Annotated in this window: 22 protein-coding genes; 10 read left to right on the top strand and 12 right to left on the bottom strand. The window is 34.0% G+C overall.

The features are described 5' to 3' along the window. Window positions 1–34: 34 nt before the first annotated feature. Both VEU72_05530 and fbp read right to left on the bottom strand, forming a co-directional pair. Entirely contained in the window at window positions 35–481 is a 447-nt protein-coding gene (locus VEU72_05530; protein ID HYL66595.1) for a TIGR00725 family protein, read from the bottom strand. 76 nt (window positions 482–557) lie between these two features. Next, window positions 558–1,886 carry a fructose-1,6-bisphosphate aldolase/phosphatase gene (fbp, locus tag VEU72_05525; protein ID HYL66594.1) on the bottom strand — a complete coding sequence of 443 codons (1,329 nt, stop codon included), beginning with the start codon at window positions 1,884–1,886 and terminating at the stop codon, window positions 558–560. Between the two features lie 145 nt (window positions 1,887–2,031). Here fbp and tuf point away from each other — a divergent pair, with 145 nt between their 5' ends. The 3 genes from tuf to VEU72_05510 are packed head-to-tail and all read left to right on the top strand — an operon-like array spanning window position 2,032 to window position 3,905. After that, window positions 2,032–3,336, top strand: coding sequence for a translation elongation factor EF-1 subunit alpha (gene tuf, locus VEU72_05520; GenBank protein ID HYL66593.1), 1,305 nt, complete (start codon window positions 2,032–2,034; stop codon window positions 3,334–3,336). Window positions 3,337–3,344: 8 nt separating this feature from the next. After that, window positions 3,345–3,653, top strand: coding sequence for a 30S ribosomal protein S10 (rpsJ, locus tag VEU72_05515; protein ID HYL66592.1), 309 nt, complete (start codon window positions 3,345–3,347; stop codon window positions 3,651–3,653). Between the two features lie 42 nt (window positions 3,654–3,695). After that, window positions 3,696–3,905 (top strand): RNA polymerase Rbp10, encoded by a 210-nt coding sequence (locus VEU72_05510; GenBank protein ID HYL66591.1) that lies wholly within the window; start codon window positions 3,696–3,698, stop codon window positions 3,903–3,905. On the opposite strand, the gene VEU72_05505 is transcribed toward VEU72_05510, so the two are convergent. Together VEU72_05505 and VEU72_05500 are read right to left on the bottom strand one after the other, a co-directional pair. Then, complete coding sequence (locus tag VEU72_05505; protein ID HYL66590.1) at window positions 3,902–4,039, bottom strand: hypothetical protein; 138 nt, start codon at window positions 4,037–4,039, stop codon at window positions 3,902–3,904. The genes VEU72_05510 and VEU72_05505 overlap by 4 nt on opposite strands. Before the next feature lie 67 nt (window positions 4,040–4,106). Further along, a complete protein-coding gene (locus VEU72_05500; protein HYL66589.1) occupies window positions 4,107–4,517 on the bottom strand; it encodes a hypothetical protein in 411 nt (136 codons plus the stop codon). Window positions 4,518–4,638: 121 nt separating this feature from the next. On the opposite strand from VEU72_05500, the gene VEU72_05495 reads away from it, so the two are divergent. Further along, on the top strand, window positions 4,639–4,998 hold the full coding sequence (locus tag VEU72_05495) for a cupin domain-containing protein (GenBank protein ID HYL66588.1): 360 nt from the start codon (window positions 4,639–4,641) through the stop codon (window positions 4,996–4,998). Window positions 4,999–5,041: 43 nt separating this feature from the next. Here VEU72_05495 and VEU72_05490 read toward each other — a convergent pair whose 3' ends face one another. From VEU72_05490 to VEU72_05480, 3 genes are all read right to left on the bottom strand, one after another. Further along, window positions 5,042–5,167, bottom strand: coding sequence for a hypothetical protein (locus VEU72_05490; protein HYL66587.1), 126 nt, complete (start codon window positions 5,165–5,167; stop codon window positions 5,042–5,044). A 62-nt stretch (window positions 5,168–5,229) separates the two neighbouring features. Next, complete coding sequence (locus VEU72_05485) at window positions 5,230–6,624, bottom strand: hydroxymethylglutaryl-CoA synthase (protein HYL66586.1); 1,395 nt, start codon at window positions 6,622–6,624, stop codon at window positions 5,230–5,232. A gap of 104 nt (window positions 6,625–6,728) precedes the next feature. Continuing rightward, entirely contained in the window at window positions 6,729–7,424 is a 696-nt protein-coding gene (locus tag VEU72_05480) for a thioredoxin domain-containing protein (protein ID HYL66585.1), read from the bottom strand. Window positions 7,425–7,501: 77 nt separating this feature from the next. Between VEU72_05480 and VEU72_05475 the strand changes: the two genes are divergently transcribed. Both VEU72_05475 and VEU72_05470 read left to right on the top strand, forming a co-directional pair. Next, complete coding sequence (locus VEU72_05475) at window positions 7,502–8,551, top strand: type II glyceraldehyde-3-phosphate dehydrogenase (protein HYL66584.1); 1,050 nt, start codon at window positions 7,502–7,504, stop codon at window positions 8,549–8,551. A gap of 204 nt (window positions 8,552–8,755) precedes the next feature. Then, window positions 8,756–10,006 carry a hemolysin family protein gene (locus tag VEU72_05470; GenBank protein ID HYL66583.1) on the top strand — a complete coding sequence of 417 codons (1,251 nt, stop codon included), beginning with the start codon at window positions 8,756–8,758 and terminating at the stop codon, window positions 10,004–10,006. Here VEU72_05470 and VEU72_05465 read toward each other — a convergent pair. After that, entirely contained in the window at window positions 10,003–11,334 is a 1,332-nt protein-coding gene (locus VEU72_05465; protein HYL66582.1) for a threonine synthase, read from the bottom strand. The genes VEU72_05470 and VEU72_05465 overlap by 4 nt on opposite strands. Window positions 11,335–11,663: 329 nt before the next feature. Beyond that, a complete protein-coding gene (locus VEU72_05460; protein HYL66581.1) occupies window positions 11,664–12,020 on the bottom strand; it encodes a hypothetical protein in 357 nt (118 codons plus the stop codon). A gap of 80 nt (window positions 12,021–12,100) precedes the next feature. Here VEU72_05460 and VEU72_05455 point away from each other — a divergent pair, with 80 nt between their 5' ends. After that, on the top strand, window positions 12,101–13,000 hold the full coding sequence (locus VEU72_05455) for a flavin reductase family protein (GenBank protein ID HYL66580.1): 900 nt from the start codon (window positions 12,101–12,103) through the stop codon (window positions 12,998–13,000). Here VEU72_05455 and VEU72_05450 read toward each other — a convergent pair. Further along, the gene (locus tag VEU72_05450) at window positions 12,997–13,356 is read right to left on the bottom strand and encodes a hypothetical protein (GenBank protein ID HYL66579.1); all 360 of its coding nucleotides are present in this window, start codon (window positions 13,354–13,356) and stop codon (window positions 12,997–12,999) included. The genes VEU72_05455 and VEU72_05450 overlap by 4 nt on opposite strands. A gap of 42 nt (window positions 13,357–13,398) precedes the next feature. Further along, window positions 13,399–13,956: a resolvase gene (locus tag VEU72_05445; GenBank protein ID HYL66578.1), complete on the bottom strand. Its 558-nt coding sequence runs from the start codon at window positions 13,954–13,956 to the stop codon at window positions 13,399–13,401. Between the two features lie 254 nt (window positions 13,957–14,210). Between VEU72_05445 and VEU72_05440 the strand changes: the two genes are divergently transcribed. Beyond that, the gene (locus tag VEU72_05440; protein HYL66577.1) at window positions 14,211–14,543 is read left to right on the top strand and encodes a hypothetical protein; all 333 of its coding nucleotides are present in this window, start codon (window positions 14,211–14,213) and stop codon (window positions 14,541–14,543) included. A gap of 164 nt (window positions 14,544–14,707) precedes the next feature. Here the strand turns inward: VEU72_05440 and VEU72_05435 are convergent, their stop codons facing one another. After that, on the bottom strand, window positions 14,708–15,010 hold the full coding sequence (locus VEU72_05435; GenBank protein HYL66576.1) for a hypothetical protein: 303 nt from the start codon (window positions 15,008–15,010) through the stop codon (window positions 14,708–14,710). A gap of 237 nt (window positions 15,011–15,247) precedes the next feature. On the opposite strand from VEU72_05435, the gene VEU72_05430 reads away from it, so the two are divergent. Beyond that, the gene (locus VEU72_05430; GenBank protein ID HYL66575.1) at window positions 15,248–16,231 is read left to right on the top strand and encodes a DMT family transporter; all 984 of its coding nucleotides are present in this window, start codon (window positions 15,248–15,250) and stop codon (window positions 16,229–16,231) included. Next, window positions 16,224–16,733 carry a YkgJ family cysteine cluster protein gene (locus tag VEU72_05425; protein ID HYL66574.1) on the top strand — a complete coding sequence of 170 codons (510 nt, stop codon included), beginning with the start codon at window positions 16,224–16,226 and terminating at the stop codon, window positions 16,731–16,733. The genes VEU72_05430 and VEU72_05425 overlap by 8 nt, the downstream gene beginning before the upstream one ends. Window positions 16,734–16,764 lie beyond the last annotated feature (31 nt).

Here is a 16,764-nt window from a genome sequence, read left to right as displayed (position 1 = left end):
TTTACAGCTTCTTTTGGAGAATTTACCCCAACTATCATACATTTTTTCTATGATCAAGGTATTGGTCTGCAAATCTATCTGCTATTCCGCCGCTATTTTTTATCGCGGCAATAGGTTTTTTGTACATGTATGCTGCACATGTTTCAGAAAGTGTGCCTGAACCACCTCCTACAATGATGACTCCGTCCCCAGCTAGTGCATTAAGAAAATCTCTGGCTAAGCCAATTCCAGTTGGAATAATAATGTCACAATATTCGTTTGCAAAAGATGGATCGTTTTGTGGTATTATTCCTACAGTAAGTCCCCCTCCATCTTTTGCACCATGGCATGCTGCATGCATTACGCCGCCTAGACCTCCTGTGATAAGAACAGCTCCTGATTTGGCAATTTCTAGACCTGTCTCATATGCGATTTTTTCAGTTTCAGGAGTAGACCCATTTTCATTATGTCCTATTACCAAAATCTGAATCTTTCTAGTCAACAAAATATCTATCACATAGTATAATAAAATTCTAATTTTGATAAAATGAACAGTAAATTATTTACAAACTGAATTATTATTTTGTCTGTTTTTCAGTTTTTGGTTTTTCTGTTGGTTTTGATTTTGGAGGTTCTTTTGTTTGAGCAGGTTTTGGTTGATCTGGTTTATGCTGTGGTTTGTGCTGCGGATGAGTTGGCTTGTGTTGCAGTGGTTTTAATTGATTTGGTTTATTTTGTTGTGGATGGGTTTGCTTTGGGTGTTGTGGTTGATTTGTTTTTTGAAATTGTTTTGAAGCATTACCTGATGGTATTGGTCTCATTCTGCTCCAAAGTATACTCATTCTAGCTCTGTATCCTTCAGCATATTCTAATTCTGAAGGAACCAGTGTAGCAGGATGGACAAAGCCCTGACTTCGCATTGCTATTGCTCGTTTTACCGCGATAGTTCTGATGTAATCCCAATCTGCTGTTCCAAATCCGTCAATAGGTCCTACTAGTTTGCCGTTGTGCATGCTAAAAACAAGACTGCTGACAATTGGTATTGCATAATTGATGCTTGCTGATGAATTTAGTTTAACTGGCATTAATGGCATGTGATGACTGCCTCTGGTATTGCCAGCTACATAGTGAGGATTACTAAATGCGGCACCTGCTTCTTCAGTTGCAGGAAAGTCTTTTTGCGTTCTTACAATACAAATAGGATCATCTTTTCCAACATATTTTCCTGCAATGTTGTGTAGCCTATCTGTTGATGCTGAAAGAATAGGAAGGTTATCTTTAGTATGTACTGCTGATACCACGTATCTTCCAGGATACATTAAAGCTGCCTCAAGTGTAGGTTTGTCTTCCCACATGTTCAACTGGGCAGTCTTTCCTTTTTCAACATCCATAACAGTTATCCTAACACCTCTTGCAAGATTTTGGTTTACGATTAAACCTGTGTTACTTAGAGTATCTACAAACATTCTATAAAATGGATAATTAAATGCGCCAGGCTCTGTCTTATCTGCAGCATAAATTGTAAAAGCCTCATTTGGTCTTTCCTCAAATTGCATTTCTGCAACGCCCGGTCCCATGCCTTTTACATTTCCAGAAAAAGAATCTTTTAGAAGATCTTGACCTGCGCCATACAGTCCTTCATTTTTTGCAACTTGGGTTGCAGCCTCAAATGCTTTCCAAGCTAATTGATGAATCTCTCTATTGTCAACTCCTTTTGTATGAGTCATAACAATGTGTATGTCATCACCACAATATCCGATGTAATGATCAATTAAGAGTCCTTTTCCATCATTTCTTACTTGGGGTTTTACGATATTTTTTACTGCATTTAGTAATCCATCACTTGGTCTTGTATGTCCACCTATTCCACCAACATCAGCTTTGATTACTGTAACAGTGATTTTCAATAATCCTAGTCAGAAATCACTTTGATTTATAGTATGTGAAAAATAATAATTCAAAAAGGTACGATCAGTAAATTATTCAAAATTTATTGAAAAGAAACCGAAAAAATCGAAATGGTAATAAAGCCCATGCCTAGAAGGGTTCGTTATGAGTGCAAGTAAAAAACCACACTTGAACATGATAGTTACAGGTCACATTGATAACGGCAAGTCAACAACCATGGGACATATGTTAATGGACCTTGGTCTAATTGATGAGCGAACCATTGCTTCACATGCTGCAGAATCTGAAAAGACTGGAAAGGGTGATACCTTCAAGTATGCATGGGTCATGGACAATATCAAGGACGAAAGAGAGAGAGGTATTACAATCGATTTAGCTTTTCAAAAATTTGAAACCCCAAAATACTTCTTTACATTAATTGATGCGCCTGGACATAGAGACTTTATTAAAAACATGATTACTGGTGCTTCTGAAGCAGATTGTGCTATTCTAGTACTGTCAGCAAAGGAAGGTGAAACCGATACTGCAATTGCCCCAGGAGGCCAAGCAAGAGAACACGCTTTCCTTTTGAGAACTCTAGGTGTGGGTCAATTAATTGTAGCAATTAACAAGATGGATGATAGTAATTATTCTGAACAAGCATTCAAAGTAGCAAAAGAAAAGGCAGAAAAATTGATCAAGTCTGTAGGCTATAAATTAGAAAATGTTCCAGTTGTACCAGTATCAGGATGGAAGGGAGATAACCTTGTAAAAAAATCAGATAACATGAAATGGTGGACAGGAAAGACTCTTCTTGAAACCTTTGATGATTTCAAATTACCAGAAAAACCAATTGGCAAATCATTAAGAATTCCAATCCAAGACGTTTATACCATTACCGGTGTAGGTACAGTTCCAGTAGGTCGTGTTGAAACTGGTGTTGCTAAAGCAGGTATGAAGATTATCGTCATGCCATCAGGAGCACTAGGAGAAATTAAAACAATTGAAACTCATCACACTCAAATGGAATCTGCAGAAGCAGGTGACAACATTGGTTTTAACCTCCGAGGTATTGAAAAGAAAGATATCAAAAGAGGAGATGTAATTGGAACCCCAGATAGTCCACCAAATGTTGCAAAAGAATTCAGAGCTCAAATCATTGTAATTCATCATCCAACAGCACTTGCGCCTGGATATACACCAGTTATGCATGCACATACAGCTCAAGTTGCAGCAACTATCGTTGCATTTGAATCAAAAATTAATCCACAAACAGGTGCAGAAGAAGAAAAAGATCCAAAGTTTCTAAAAGCAGGTGATTCTGCAATAGTGAGAATCAGACCAGTCAGGCCAATACCAATTGAAACCTTCCAAGACTTTCCTGAATTAGGAAGGTTTGCACTCAGAGATATGGGTGCAACAATTGCAGCTGGCGTTGTAAAAGAAATTACTGAAAAATTCACCAAATAGTGGTCTGATTGACACAACTGGCCCGAATCAAATTAACAAGCACCAGTTTGCCCAGACTTGATGGCGTGTGTACTGAAATCAAAGGAATTGGTGAAAAAACAGGTGTCAAAGTAAAAGGACCAACACCATTGCCAGTAAAAAGATTAAACGTTGTAACCCGTAAATCTCCATGCGGCCAAGGCACCAATACTTATGAGAAATGGGAAATGCGGATACATAGACGTGTAATAGATCTTACAGCTGATGACAGAGCAATTAGACAATTAATGAGGATAAAAATTCCAAATGATGTCTACATTGAACTCACACTAAAATAATTCTGTTAAACCTTAAAATTACAGATAATTTGATAAAAATGTATGGCAACTGAAGAAACTCCAATTGTTGAAGAAGCAGAATCAAAACCACAACAACAAGCAAGTTTTAGTGTAGTTTATTCATGCTTAAGATGCGGTACACAAGTTAGCCAATCTGAATTAAGCAGGTTGCCTGAAATAAAATGTATTTGTGGATTTCGTGTTTTTAACAAACTACGTCCACCGATTGTAAAAACAGTAAAAGCTCTCTAGACATCTCTTTTTCCACTGTAAGAATGATTTCTTTGTAGATGTGTTCTCATCTGCTCCATACTTGTAAATGATTGACGACATTCCTTACATTCATACGGAATATCTTTTCCATGAACTACTTGTTCATGTTGCATTAACTCTTCAGATTGTTTGAATTTTTTTTGACATTTTTCACATTTGAATTTTTTAAAAAGATGCATCTTAACCTAGCTTTGCCTTTTGAGTATCCCAGCATTCCCTACATAATTGACCTTGCAGTGGCCATTGTCGTTTTGGATTGTATCGTATGACTCCCAGTTTTTTGCCACAATTGCCACAAAATGTCTTTGATTTATTGTATTCTGTATCTTTTTTATCAAAACAAGTTTTACAGAGTAATCCTTTCATCTCCCATGAATATTTTGGTTCCCATAAATCTGGGATATTTTTTTCTATACCGCATATAACACATTTTTGTTTAACGCTAAGATCATAATATTTTTGCATTTGACCAATGTAACAATCTCCGCATAATGGTCCTTCCACATCCCATTCTCTTTTTGGTTTGTGTTTATGTGTAATACTTTGTTTACAAACAGCACAAAAGGAAGGCTTACGATTTAAGATTCCCATAAATTTGTTATGAGAATCGGTTAAAAAAACATTAGGAATAAAATTTCAATATTAATGCAAAAATGTATTTAATCATCTGATAAACCTATATCTGGTTAATTTTACAATTTAGAATAAATTTATGATAATAAAAAATCAGAAAAACTCTGAAAAAATTACTGGAAATGAAGGTGCGATAATTTATGACCTACTTAATCCTCAACACGTAGTAAATAGAATTCGATATAGTTTAGCATATGTTAATTTACCTCACGGAAAATCTACACTGTCTCACATAATGAAAACATCAGAAGTGTATTACATATTGGAAGGAAGAGGCATGTTACACATCGATGACGAGTCAAATAGTGTAGAAGCAGGAGATGCAATTTTTGTCTCACCAGGCTCAAAACAACATATTGAAAATGTTGGTTCTGAGGATTTGAAATTTTTGTGCATAGTATATCCCGCATGGAAAAAGGATAATGAAACAATATTGTAATTTTATGTTTTAATATAAAATGAAAAAAGAAGATATTGTAGTTTTAAACTTCACTTAATACTTCTTCAATAAGTTGACTTGTGTCTAGCATTCCTCTTCGTTTTGCAATCTCTTCGATCTTTTTGTACTGATCAGTTGTAAAACAAATTGGCATTGAACGTTCTTGCATAGATGATTTTTGTATGTTTGATTTTATATCCTTTTTGGTTATTTTCAGGATTCTACTTTGTATTATTCTTTGTATACGTATTTACGCTGTCCTTTTATTTCTGGGCTACTTTCTACATCGACTAAGACAAATTCTTTTTTACTATCCAAAAGATTTTCGTTTGGTCCACGTTTGTTTTCATGAATTTCCTCATATTCCTCTAATGAAAGCTTTATTCTATTTCCCATCTCTGATTCCAAATTCATATCTTTTACAATTTCTTTATACGTTGGCAAAATCACTCCACTAAACACCATAGCACTACTTCCACTACCGTATGAGCCAAATCCGACTCGCTTTCCTTCAAGATCTGTGCCTTTTTGGAATTCGAACTCTAAACAACTTCTAAATCCAAGATAAAGTGATGCAGTGTAAAGATTACCAATCATCTGTGATGCAATAAGTGAACTAGCAAGTTTTTGTTCATATACGTCTTGGAATTCTTCTGTTTTGGCAAATTTTTTAGTAAACTCGTGATCTTTTGCCATAAATTCAGAATCTGCCAATACTGATTCAATAGTGCCTCGCGGATCTTTTGGAATTGGTTCTTCCATGCCCATTTTTTCAATTATTTTTTTCCAGCGCGGTAGTTTTCTCCATTCATGTCTTATGAGATATGATAACGCTTTCTTTCCCATGTTACTATATGGCAAATGCATGTTAAGAAAGTCAATATAATCCAAAATAGTCTCTCCATCTTTTAGTTTCATTAATCCTGTTGATAGCGCCTTTTCTTTGTATGACATCAAGGCTTTCTTTACCTGGATCATATAAAGCAGATTCGAATACTGTCCATGTACTATTGGTGTTTCCTTTCCAAATGGTCTATAGAAATCGTATTCATTTTTAATTGATGTGGATGTAACTTTAGGATCAAATTGCATGATTCTAGGATTATCATTAACAAGCATGGCAATTGCTCCTGCACCCTGTGTGTATTCACCGCTTGAACCAAGGTCGTATTTTGCTATATCGGAAACAACAACAATTGCAGATTTTCCTCCAGATTCTCCTGCTCTTATCCAATTAGAATTATCATACAACGCATAAGAACCGCTTACACATGCAAATTTGCATTCTATTCCGCCACAATGGCCAAAAGAATCATCACCATAGATTTGTTCAAGCATGCCAATAACGTATGAATTCATTGCCTTTGATTCATCTAATGATGATTCTGTGGCAACATACAGCCTACCGACATCCTTTGGAGCCAGCTTGCCTCTCTCCATTATTCTTAAACAAGCATTTGCCGCCATGCATGCAGGGTCCTGGTTTGTGTCCACCATGGCCATTTTAGATATGCCTAGCCCGCGCTGGAGCTTGTCTGGGTCCATTCCTCGTGCTTTTGCAAAATCTCTTGCATCTACAAACAGTCTTGGAATATAGAGAGCAATATCATCAATTCCTACGGTCAATAGCTACACCTTCGACCTTACAAATATAAGGATTTTGAGGGTTAAATTTGATCCTCTAAATCATAATTTTTATTCACTTTTGTAGATCAGATGCAAAAATTGTACTATATTTTGAGTTTTGACTTGAAAATATCATCAAATGCAGCATATGGCTGAGCACCAACAATTTTAGTTATAGAATTATCAGGCCCTATGATGAAAAAATCAGGGGTACCTGTTAATCCTAGTGTATGTGCATCTGATACGCTACCTTGTACTACGGAAATATATCTGGCGTCAGTCATACAGGCATTAAAGTCAGATGCTGTAATATTGACTTGGGTAGCAAATGCCAGTAGGTTTTTTGAAGAGGCCCACCCTGTATTTTCCCCCGCCCAATTATTGTACAACATATCATGATATTCCCAGAACTTTCCTTTCTCCTGAGCACAATGTGCAGCATGAGCAGCATTTATTGAATCCTGACCAATTATTGTCAAATCTTTGAAAACAAGTTTTACTTTGCCTGTATTTACATAATTTTTCACAATATCTGGTTCTGTAGTATGATAGAATTGATTACAGTAAAAACATTGGTAATCCCCAAACTCCACCATTGTAATAGGTGCATCTTTTGATCCAAGTATAGGTGACGTATTGTCTGAGAGTAGGCTCATCTGAAATTTTCCGTTATCATTACTTTGAGTTTTTGTTGTATCCGCAGAATTGACAAATCCTGATCCCATTATTATAAATATGACAAATACTGTTATGCCTGTAATAGCTATACCTACTCCAACAGATGGGCCATGAATCTTCAATAATCTAAGAAAGTTTTTTGCGATATTTAGTTCTTGTTAGGGTTATCTAAATAAGTGGGCACCATAGTAAAAAAATTATGAAAAAGGTTTTTGTTAACGGTTATGGTTCCATAGGAAGTAGAATTACTCAATTTATTGCGGGAGATTCAGATGTTGAGTTAATAGGGATTGGAAAATACTCGCCAGACGATAAAGTTAGAGACGCCATTTCAAGAGGATTTGGAGTTTATGTTCCAAAAAATAAACTAGAACAATTTAAAAATTTTAAGATATCTGGTACAATCGAAGATGCGTTAGAAAAATGTGATTTGATAATAGACGCAGCTCCTGGTGGAAATGGTTATATCAATAAAAAAAATCTATATGAACCAAAAAATGTTAGAGCTATTTTCCAAGGTGGGGAAAAAATTACAGGCGAGAATGCAGTTGCTGATGTGATATTTAATTCTAGAGCAAATTATGTTGAGGCATTTGATAAAAAATACGTTATGCAAGGAAGTTGTAACGTTACAGGGATGGGAAGAATATTACAACCTCTCAAAGAAAAATATGGAAAGAAAATAAAAAGATTTGATGCAACACTCATACGTAGATGGGCAGATTTGGAAGATTCTACAACCGAAGTAAAAGATTCGATTGAATGGACACGTAAACCACATCATAATGATGATGTGAAAAGCTACATGGGTAAAGATACTCCATTGTTTATACGTGCATTCAAAGTGCCAACACGACAGATGCATGTACATTCTATGGATGTTAGATTTAACGAAACAGCTCCATCATCATCTGAAATTTTAGATCTTTTCAAAAATGAATATGGTGTTGCTATTTTGTATACTGCTAAAGGGACAAAAAATATTAGAGATTTTGCTGAAACCACAAAATTCAGTTTCAAAGACACTAATATGATCCACATACATGCAGATATGTTAGAAGTTCAAGATGATATTATAAAAATCACTTATTCTGATGATCAAACAGGAATAGTGGTACCTGAAAACCATCTTTTGATGCAAGCAATGTTATTCAAACGAAATAAAAATGACGCATTCAAACATACTGAAGAGCTGTTTCACATGGAAGAAAAGAAAAAGATCCTCGAAGAACATTTTTCAATGAAATGAGAAAAATTGATCATTGGCGAACTTGCCGCATCAGTTTTTGACATTCACTATATTGTAGCGATTTACGTGAACTTATAAAAGAGTCGAGAACTAGTATAATACATACAACAATTTGTCTACAAATATTATGATATATTCGTATTTTAGAAAATATGATTCTAACTTGATTGCAACATCGTATGCACTAGATGGTAATAACTCATCATGAATCAAAATTTAATTTTAGATATAGTTTTTCTCGCAATCCTTGTTTGTTTTTCAGGATTCTTTAGTGGTTCTGAAGTTGCATTAGTAGGAGTCAGTAAAGCAAAGGTCAATCAGCTTGTAAAAGAAAAAACAAAAGGTTCCTCATCATTATATAAATTAAAATCGAATCCCAGCAGAATGCTTGCAGCAATAAACTTGGGAAATGCTTTAACTAATGTGGGTTCTTCTGCATTGGCAACTCAGATATCTTTAGGTTTGTTTGGCAGTAATGGTCTAGCCATAGCGATTGGAATTATGACGTTTATACTCCTTGTCTTTGGAGAAATAACCCCAAAATCATACTGTTTTGCAAACGCTACAAAAATTTCACTTAAAGTCAGCGGTATAATTTTGGTTTTCAGCTATGTATTTTATCCATTTGTTATTCTTTTTGAAAAAATCACAAGAGGGATGCTACAGATTGCAGGAAGCTCACACCACCCTCCACCTATAACAGAACAAGAGATTTACAGTGTTATAGAACAAGGTCTTGAGGACAAGGTATTGAAAAAACATGAAAAAGAACTTGTACATGGAGCGTTAAAGTTTGATGATACTGTAATCCATTCAGTGATGACTCCTAGAACAAAAATGTTCATGTTGCCATCAGCGATGTTGTTATTTGATGCTCTTCCTGTGATTAGCAAAAGTGGATTCTCTAGAATTCCAGTATACAAGGAAACCACTGATCAAATTGTTGGCATATTACATGTTAGAGATTTATTAAAACATCTTGAAAAGGAAGATAAAATGATAAACCTTGAATCTATTTCAAGAAAGCCAATTTTTGTATCTCAAGAACAAAAAACTAGTAAATTATTGAGAGAAATGCAAGGAAAACAAACTCACATGGCCATAGTGGTAGACGAATTTGGAGGCGTTGAAGGATGTGTAACATTAGAAGATCTCTTAGAAGAAATCGTAGGAGAGATAATGGATGAAACCGACAAGATTGAATTGAATTTTAAAATCCTAGACAAAAATACTATGCTTGCAAGTGGCGATGTTGAAATTGATATTGTAAACGAGATATTAAAATCTGATATACCTCAAGGTGATGATTATTCTACACTTAGTGGTCTTTTGCATGATAAACTAAAGGACATCCCCAAAGTAGGAGATAAAATTGAGATTGATTCAATTAAAATGATTGTAGAAGAAGTAGTAAATAATCAAGCAAATAGGATCAAGATAGAAAAGGAAACTTAAGTTCGTGGCGGATTTGCAAACCTGTTTTGAGGGTTCTTGTGATAATCTACAGAAATACTGGCATCTTTCTGCCGGCCTGTTAGTATTCCAACTACAACATCGTCTTTTTTAATAATTTCTTCACCTATTAATTTTTTAACACCTGCCGGAACCGCACCTGACGCCATTTCACAATCAAATCCATTCAAACCAACTAATGCCATTCCATCCATCATTTCTTGATCTGAGACTTGAGTTACAGTACCGTTTGTATATTCAAGCGCTCGCAAACCTTTGAGAATGTTAGCTGGTTTTGCAATTTGAATTGCAGTAGCTTTTGTTTTTGGCCTTATTCCATTTTTATCCATGTATGTGTAATATCTTTTAATTATCTCAACATCTGGTTTTCCTTTATTCCAACGCAGATTTGCATCCTCGAATTTTCCATTATAAAGTGCATATAATGTATTTGCACCTTCAGAATTAATTACTGCAATTCGTGGAATTTTTTTTATCCAGCCCCACTCATAGAGTTCCATGAGACTTTTGCCACAGCTTGATGTGTTTCCTAGAGCACCTCCTGGATATACAATCCAGTCAGGAGGATTCCAATCTAGTTGTTCTAATGCTCTAAATACGATGGTTTTTTGCCCTTCTATTCGAAACGGGTTGACGGAATTTACTGTATATCCTCCAACCTCGCTTGCCTTTTTTAGCGAGGCAGAAAGTGCATCATCAAAATTTCCTTTTATCTCAATCACTTGAGCTCCGAATTGAAATGCTTGGCTTAGCTTTCCAGGTGCTACCTCTCCTGCCGGAATATATACATCACATTCAATATTCTCATTTGCTGCATACATTGCAGCAGATGCAGAGGTGTTACCTGTAGAGGCACAGATAATTTTGTTTATGTTAACAAGTTTGGCATGGGTAACTGCAGTAGACATCCCGTTATCTTTGAACGATCCACTGGGATTGTATCCCTCTGGTTGAAGCAGTAGATTTTGGAGTCCAACATAATCCGAAACCTTTGACATGTGGTATGGTTTTGATAATCTTCCTTCAGCGCCATCCAACGAAACAAGGTATTTTGAATATTCTTCAAAATTTTCAGTATCTATTTGACAAAAGTTTAACAGTTCTCTGAATCGCCAAACACCACTTTCATTAAAAATATCATTGGCATGATTTCTTCTCTTATAAAATACCTCTTTAAGTGAAGTAGGTGGTGTGTCTTTGTATTTTATATCTAATAAGTGACCACGATCACATTCTATTCTAATATTAGAAATAGGATACTCTAAACCGCATGTAGGCTCAATACATTTTTGCAAAGCTCCGGATTGCAATATGGAAACTGTAGATAGTACTTATTTAAATCTAGAGCAAGGCATTTTGTCATCTTTATGGCATTTATTAATTTCTAAATAAATCACAACAAAATGATTGTTTTATTACTAACATAACAGAATAGTGTAAAAAGAAAATAAAGTTACTTTTTAGGTCCTGATCTTGTATGAAAATTAAGACAACATTTGCATTCTTTTATGATGCATTCACTTTCAGAAACATGTCCACAAATACCACATTCACAATGCGTTTGCATAATTAATTAATGGTTTTTAGATGATATAACCCATACGGGGAACATTTTCCTGATTTATAACTCAACAAATTATTACTTTTTTGATTTTCTGGTAGTTTTAGGTACATGTTTTGCTGCTTTTTTTGCAGATCTAGCTGTATCTTCAGCATGTTTTGTTTTTGCTTCATCTGTCTCTTTCGCTTTTTCATCTACTGCCTTCATTATGGACTGTATCATGCCATCTAAATCACTGTCAGATACTGGCGGTTCCACCGCGGTAGCAATCTGATTTATTGTGTTTGATATTGCAGAGCTTACTTCCTCAAAGCTTTCTGGATCTTCATAGGCTGCATTGTATAATGCCTTTAGGCGCCTTACATCCATTAATAATTGATCAGTCATGGTTAAACGGAATTTTTTTCCATTAACCGTTATTTCTTGACTTATCATGTCTGCACTCTTCAATCCTACTTTCATAAAGGTTTCTGTAAACAAACAACTAATAACAGAACAACTGTGAATTAATAAAATTGAACAGAAGAATAACAGAAAAGGCACAACGATATTTTACAACAGGAATTAGTCTGATTACTTCTTTTGGTCCCTATGGACAAAATATCATGGCTGCAGAATGGACAATGCAGATTTCATACAAGCCAATGCTCATGGCAGTCTTTATCCATGAAAATTCTGCAACCTTTAAAAATATTAAAAAAACAAAGGAATTCGGAATAAATGTTTCCTCTGAGGGGCAAACTATGGCAGTAAACATTGCAGGTGGTTACTCTAGAAAAGAAATTGATAAATTGAAAGTCAAAGAGGCTTTTGAATTCTTACCTTCAAGAAAAATAAAATCTCCAATGATTGCAGGTTGTATAATTAATGTTGAATGTAAATTAGTTACAATGAAAAAATTAGGTGATCATACCATGGTTGTAGGCAAAGCTGTCGCAATTTCATATGATAAAACAAAAAAACCACTGATATATCATTCTGGCAGGTATTTTCAAATTGGTTCGCTAATAGAGCCTTTCAGGAAAGTAATAACTGTAGATGATGATGTTTTTGATTGGTTTTTTAGTATGTCAAAAGGCAAATTTGTGTTAAAATGTGTTGGCCTCATAATAAAATCTAACAATAAAGTTCTTGTTTTGAAACAAGCTAAAAACACATCATATTTAACAATTCCATTTATTGTGCCTAAAAGAGGAACAGAGTATTTGACAGTGCTTGATTCTTACCTACGAAAATTAGGTTTGAGTACAACAATAAACAATATTCCAATATTAAAAAGATTGATTTTAAAAAATAAAAAGAAGATTCAAAGAATTAATTTTGTTTTGTTTGAAGGTAGATTAAAACCAAGTATTAAAAATCATATTTGGAAGTCCTCAAGATTAAATCCATTATTGCATGTGTTATCTGATTAGATTACGATGTAATCTAGTGCCACTGCATCGCTAAGTAAAGGTGAATGTCTTGTGTTAAGTATGTAACCATTTTTCACATCTGTTGTTTGTATCCATCTGTTTGTTGAACTATAGTGTCTTTTTTCTTTCATTTCTTTTTCAATTGCGTTTAGATCAAATTCACCTTCTTCAATCTGTTGAGTTTGAATGTGTTTTATAGTGATGAGAATTTTTTTTACTTTAACTCTTACTCCAAACCTCCATACATGATCTGGTGTGTCGTCTTCTACTTCTAGTAGTTTAAGCTTAATCTCCTTATTGCCAAATGCATCATGACTTATTAGACTTCTTTCATCAACAAAGTTCTCAAAGCTCATTATCTTAAATGAAGTAAATAGTCATTAAAGAAGTATTCGATACTATTGGTATATCAAATGTTTTGATTTAAATGGCATTTGATAGTTTTCAAGTTCAAGCTTCTGCCTTTTTCCATTTATGAGTGCATATGTTTTTCCATCATATGTGCAAACACAATCTGTTATAGGATTTAATTCATCCCATACTTTGTAAAACTCTCTAAGTTGCCGACGTTCGTATTTTCCAGTTCCTATTCTTTTTTTGGAAAGAAACTTGAATGCAAGAATCATTTTTCTTGTTTTATAAAGCTCAAATGTATTAATCCATTTTAAGCATCGTATGATTTGATCATATGGAACAGGAAGTGTCGTTCCAGTTCCAGATTTTGCTTCTATGGTAAAAATGGTGTTTTCACCAGTACTTACTGCCAAGATATCTGGTAATGCCACACTTGGCGAACCAAGTCTAAATGCCTTCCAACCATGAGTCGCATTGAATCGTTTTACCAACGTATCTTCCCAATTATATCCACGTTGTCGCCTTGTTCTAGCAATTTTTTTATTAATACTGCTTTGAAGTTGACTGTCAGCATTTATTTTTTCAGACTCTGATTTTGACATGTGATTTACATTGTTTATTATAATTGATTTTTTTATAGAATTTTTTCTTTTTAATGACACCATTATACAGTCAATTCTTGCCATATAGAATTACTGGTAATTATGTAATACTTGGGCATAAAAGCTGGTTTTAAGCTAAATTTAGTCTACTAGAGGTGTACATTTTGTTTTGAGTGGCGCATAATTTGATGTGTGTTTTAAAAAATTTGACCAGTGCTTAGGATTAATATGTCACCTTAAAATCACTTCAAAATATGTCACAAGGAGAGTCTATAACCTATCTAAAATACAAAACCTATGAAGACCTTTTAAAGGTAATACTTTATTCCTCGCAATCCGTCTTGGGAGCCATTCCACTACTCTATCATATCGAATACAATAATCAAGATATCTTATTTCTTCAAACAGCAGGCGTAGGCGCTAGTACAGTTCACTATATGGCCACAAAAGAGAAACCAAATAAAAAATTCATAGAGTTAAAGAGATTATCTGGAGAATTTAGCTTTGTCGATAAAATTGGTAATGACGGTATGTCATTATACGTTCCAATTTTAGAACTAGAAAAATCCACACTAAAATTTCCATAAATTAGATTATTTTACAGTTTAAAATTGCATCAACTATATTAATGCAAATTAGTTTATCATTCTCTCATAAACCATATGTAGTTTATGACAATGACAATCACATGGAATGGTTAAACACTCTTGATGTTTACTATCTTTACATTCTAAAGCTATGAACAAAACCGTTACTCCTTTGATAAAACCTTAAAGTGAATATGAAAAAGCAGATAACTTCCTAAGATCATCAACCCAATCCATACTGCTACTAAGATAGATGATGTATTGCCGTCTAAATTTAATGTGGAATTGTTACCATCAGTTGAATGATTTGTCAAATCATTATTATTTGATATCATATTATTTCCAATAAACCCGATGTTCGTATTAGAATAGAGAAAAAAATATGCAAAAATCGATATTACTGCCGTGATACTTATGATAAGGCCAATTACACCAATATGACTACGTCTTGAAATGGTTTTACTCAATTTAAAATCAAAAGGATTTGTTTTTGATATAACAAGCTGTAAGTGTTAGAAAATCACATACACCTTTCCAAGATTCCGGTGTGTTTAATCCGCAGTTTTAGGTCGTATGTCTTGTAGATATTTTTTGTTTCTTATCGATGTAAAATCCTCAAAAACCATGAAGAAATGACATTTTTTGACACATTACGTGAATGGGATTTGGTTTAAGAATATTAACCTCTAGCGTGATTTCCAAATATGGGAATAAGGTATGATATAAGAAAAGTCAAACTTTCATCTCCTAGCACGCTAGGATATTTGGTTGTAATTATCGCAGCAACATTAGAGGCATTACGCCAGATTCTTTCAAAAGCGTTGTTGGTACCAAATGACCAGATAACTACTGAATTAAACCCTATTACGGTATCTTTCTTTATTTTTATCATCAACGGATTGTTTTTTTCCCCATTTACTAGAAAAAATGGTTCAATTAAAAAAATTAGAAAAAAAGATTTACTTTTCTTAACATTAATTGGAATAGCTGAAAGTTCCGCATTAATTACATATTTTTTTGGACTACGTGACTCTACTGCATTAAATGCATCAGTTCTTAATAATGGTGAAATAATGTTTTCAATTTTGATAGCTATTATAATTTTCCGTGAAAAACTTCAAAAAATGGAACGAATTCCCTTTGCAATGATAATAATTGGAATGGTAGTTTTACCAATTGGCTATGATTTCTACAGCAATGGAATATCTATGACAAAAATAGTTTTCGGAGATGTCTTACTTCTCTTAGCAGGATTATTTTGGGCACTCGATATTAACATATCACATCATATTAGTAGTAGGTTGGGTTCACAAAGAATAACTCAGTTGGCTTCATTTTTAGCTGGATTATTTGCTTTGTGTTTGATTCTAGGCTTTCAGATTCCATTTAAAATTGATATTACACACATGCCAGCTATTGCAATTATAGGTATAGTTAGCATAGGTATGTCTACAGCTCTTTTCATTACAGGATTAAAACTGATAGGAGCCGTAAGAACAATTCTCATTTATTCTATAAATTCAGCTTTTGGAGTTGTTTTTTCAGGAGTATTTTTACATGAAAGCATAACTATGGCTAGCATTATTTCTGTAAGTTTAGCATTTCTCGGCATTTACTTGCTAAGAAATAGATTGAATAGCGGTGGACAAAAATTGACTGTAGGAGATAATGAAATAAAACATGATTAGTTTTACTAAACTATGTAGCAGTTGCCAACACCAGGGATGTTGTACAAATTCTTCAGTACCATTAGTATTTTCACATGATTTAAGTGGATTAAAATCCATTGGAAAATCTGGAAGTGAGTATCTTCAGGAAGTCACAATTAAAAATAAAAAAGTACTAGCTGTTAAGAAAAAAAATAATTCAAATGTTTGTGTTTTTTGGGACGAATCCAAAAAAATGTGTTCAGTTTATGAAAATAGACCATTTGATTGTAGAGCATACCCGTTTGACATACGGCTGATCGATGAAAAATACCATTGGATAGTATATTCATGTAATCCTAATAGTGACTGGAAATGGAGTGAAAATTATTTACAAGCTTTAGAAAAGGATATGGAGTTAAATGGAGTTTATGATGATATGGAAACTTTTGCTAATAATACAGAATTAATTCTACCACAAGAATCACAAAAAACACCATTTATCATATTGCGTGAAGTAAAAAATCATAAATCTAAATTTTAACATGTTTTTCTATTTTTGGTCTTTGATGATT

The sequence above is a fragment of the Nitrosopumilaceae archaeon genome (genome assembly GCA_035631875.1).
In the GTDB taxonomy this organism is placed as follows: Archaea; Thermoproteota; Nitrososphaeria; order Nitrososphaerales; family Nitrosopumilaceae; genus TA-20.
Note: the sequence above shows the minus strand (reverse complement) of the source record. Positions and strands in the feature narration are given on the sequence as shown.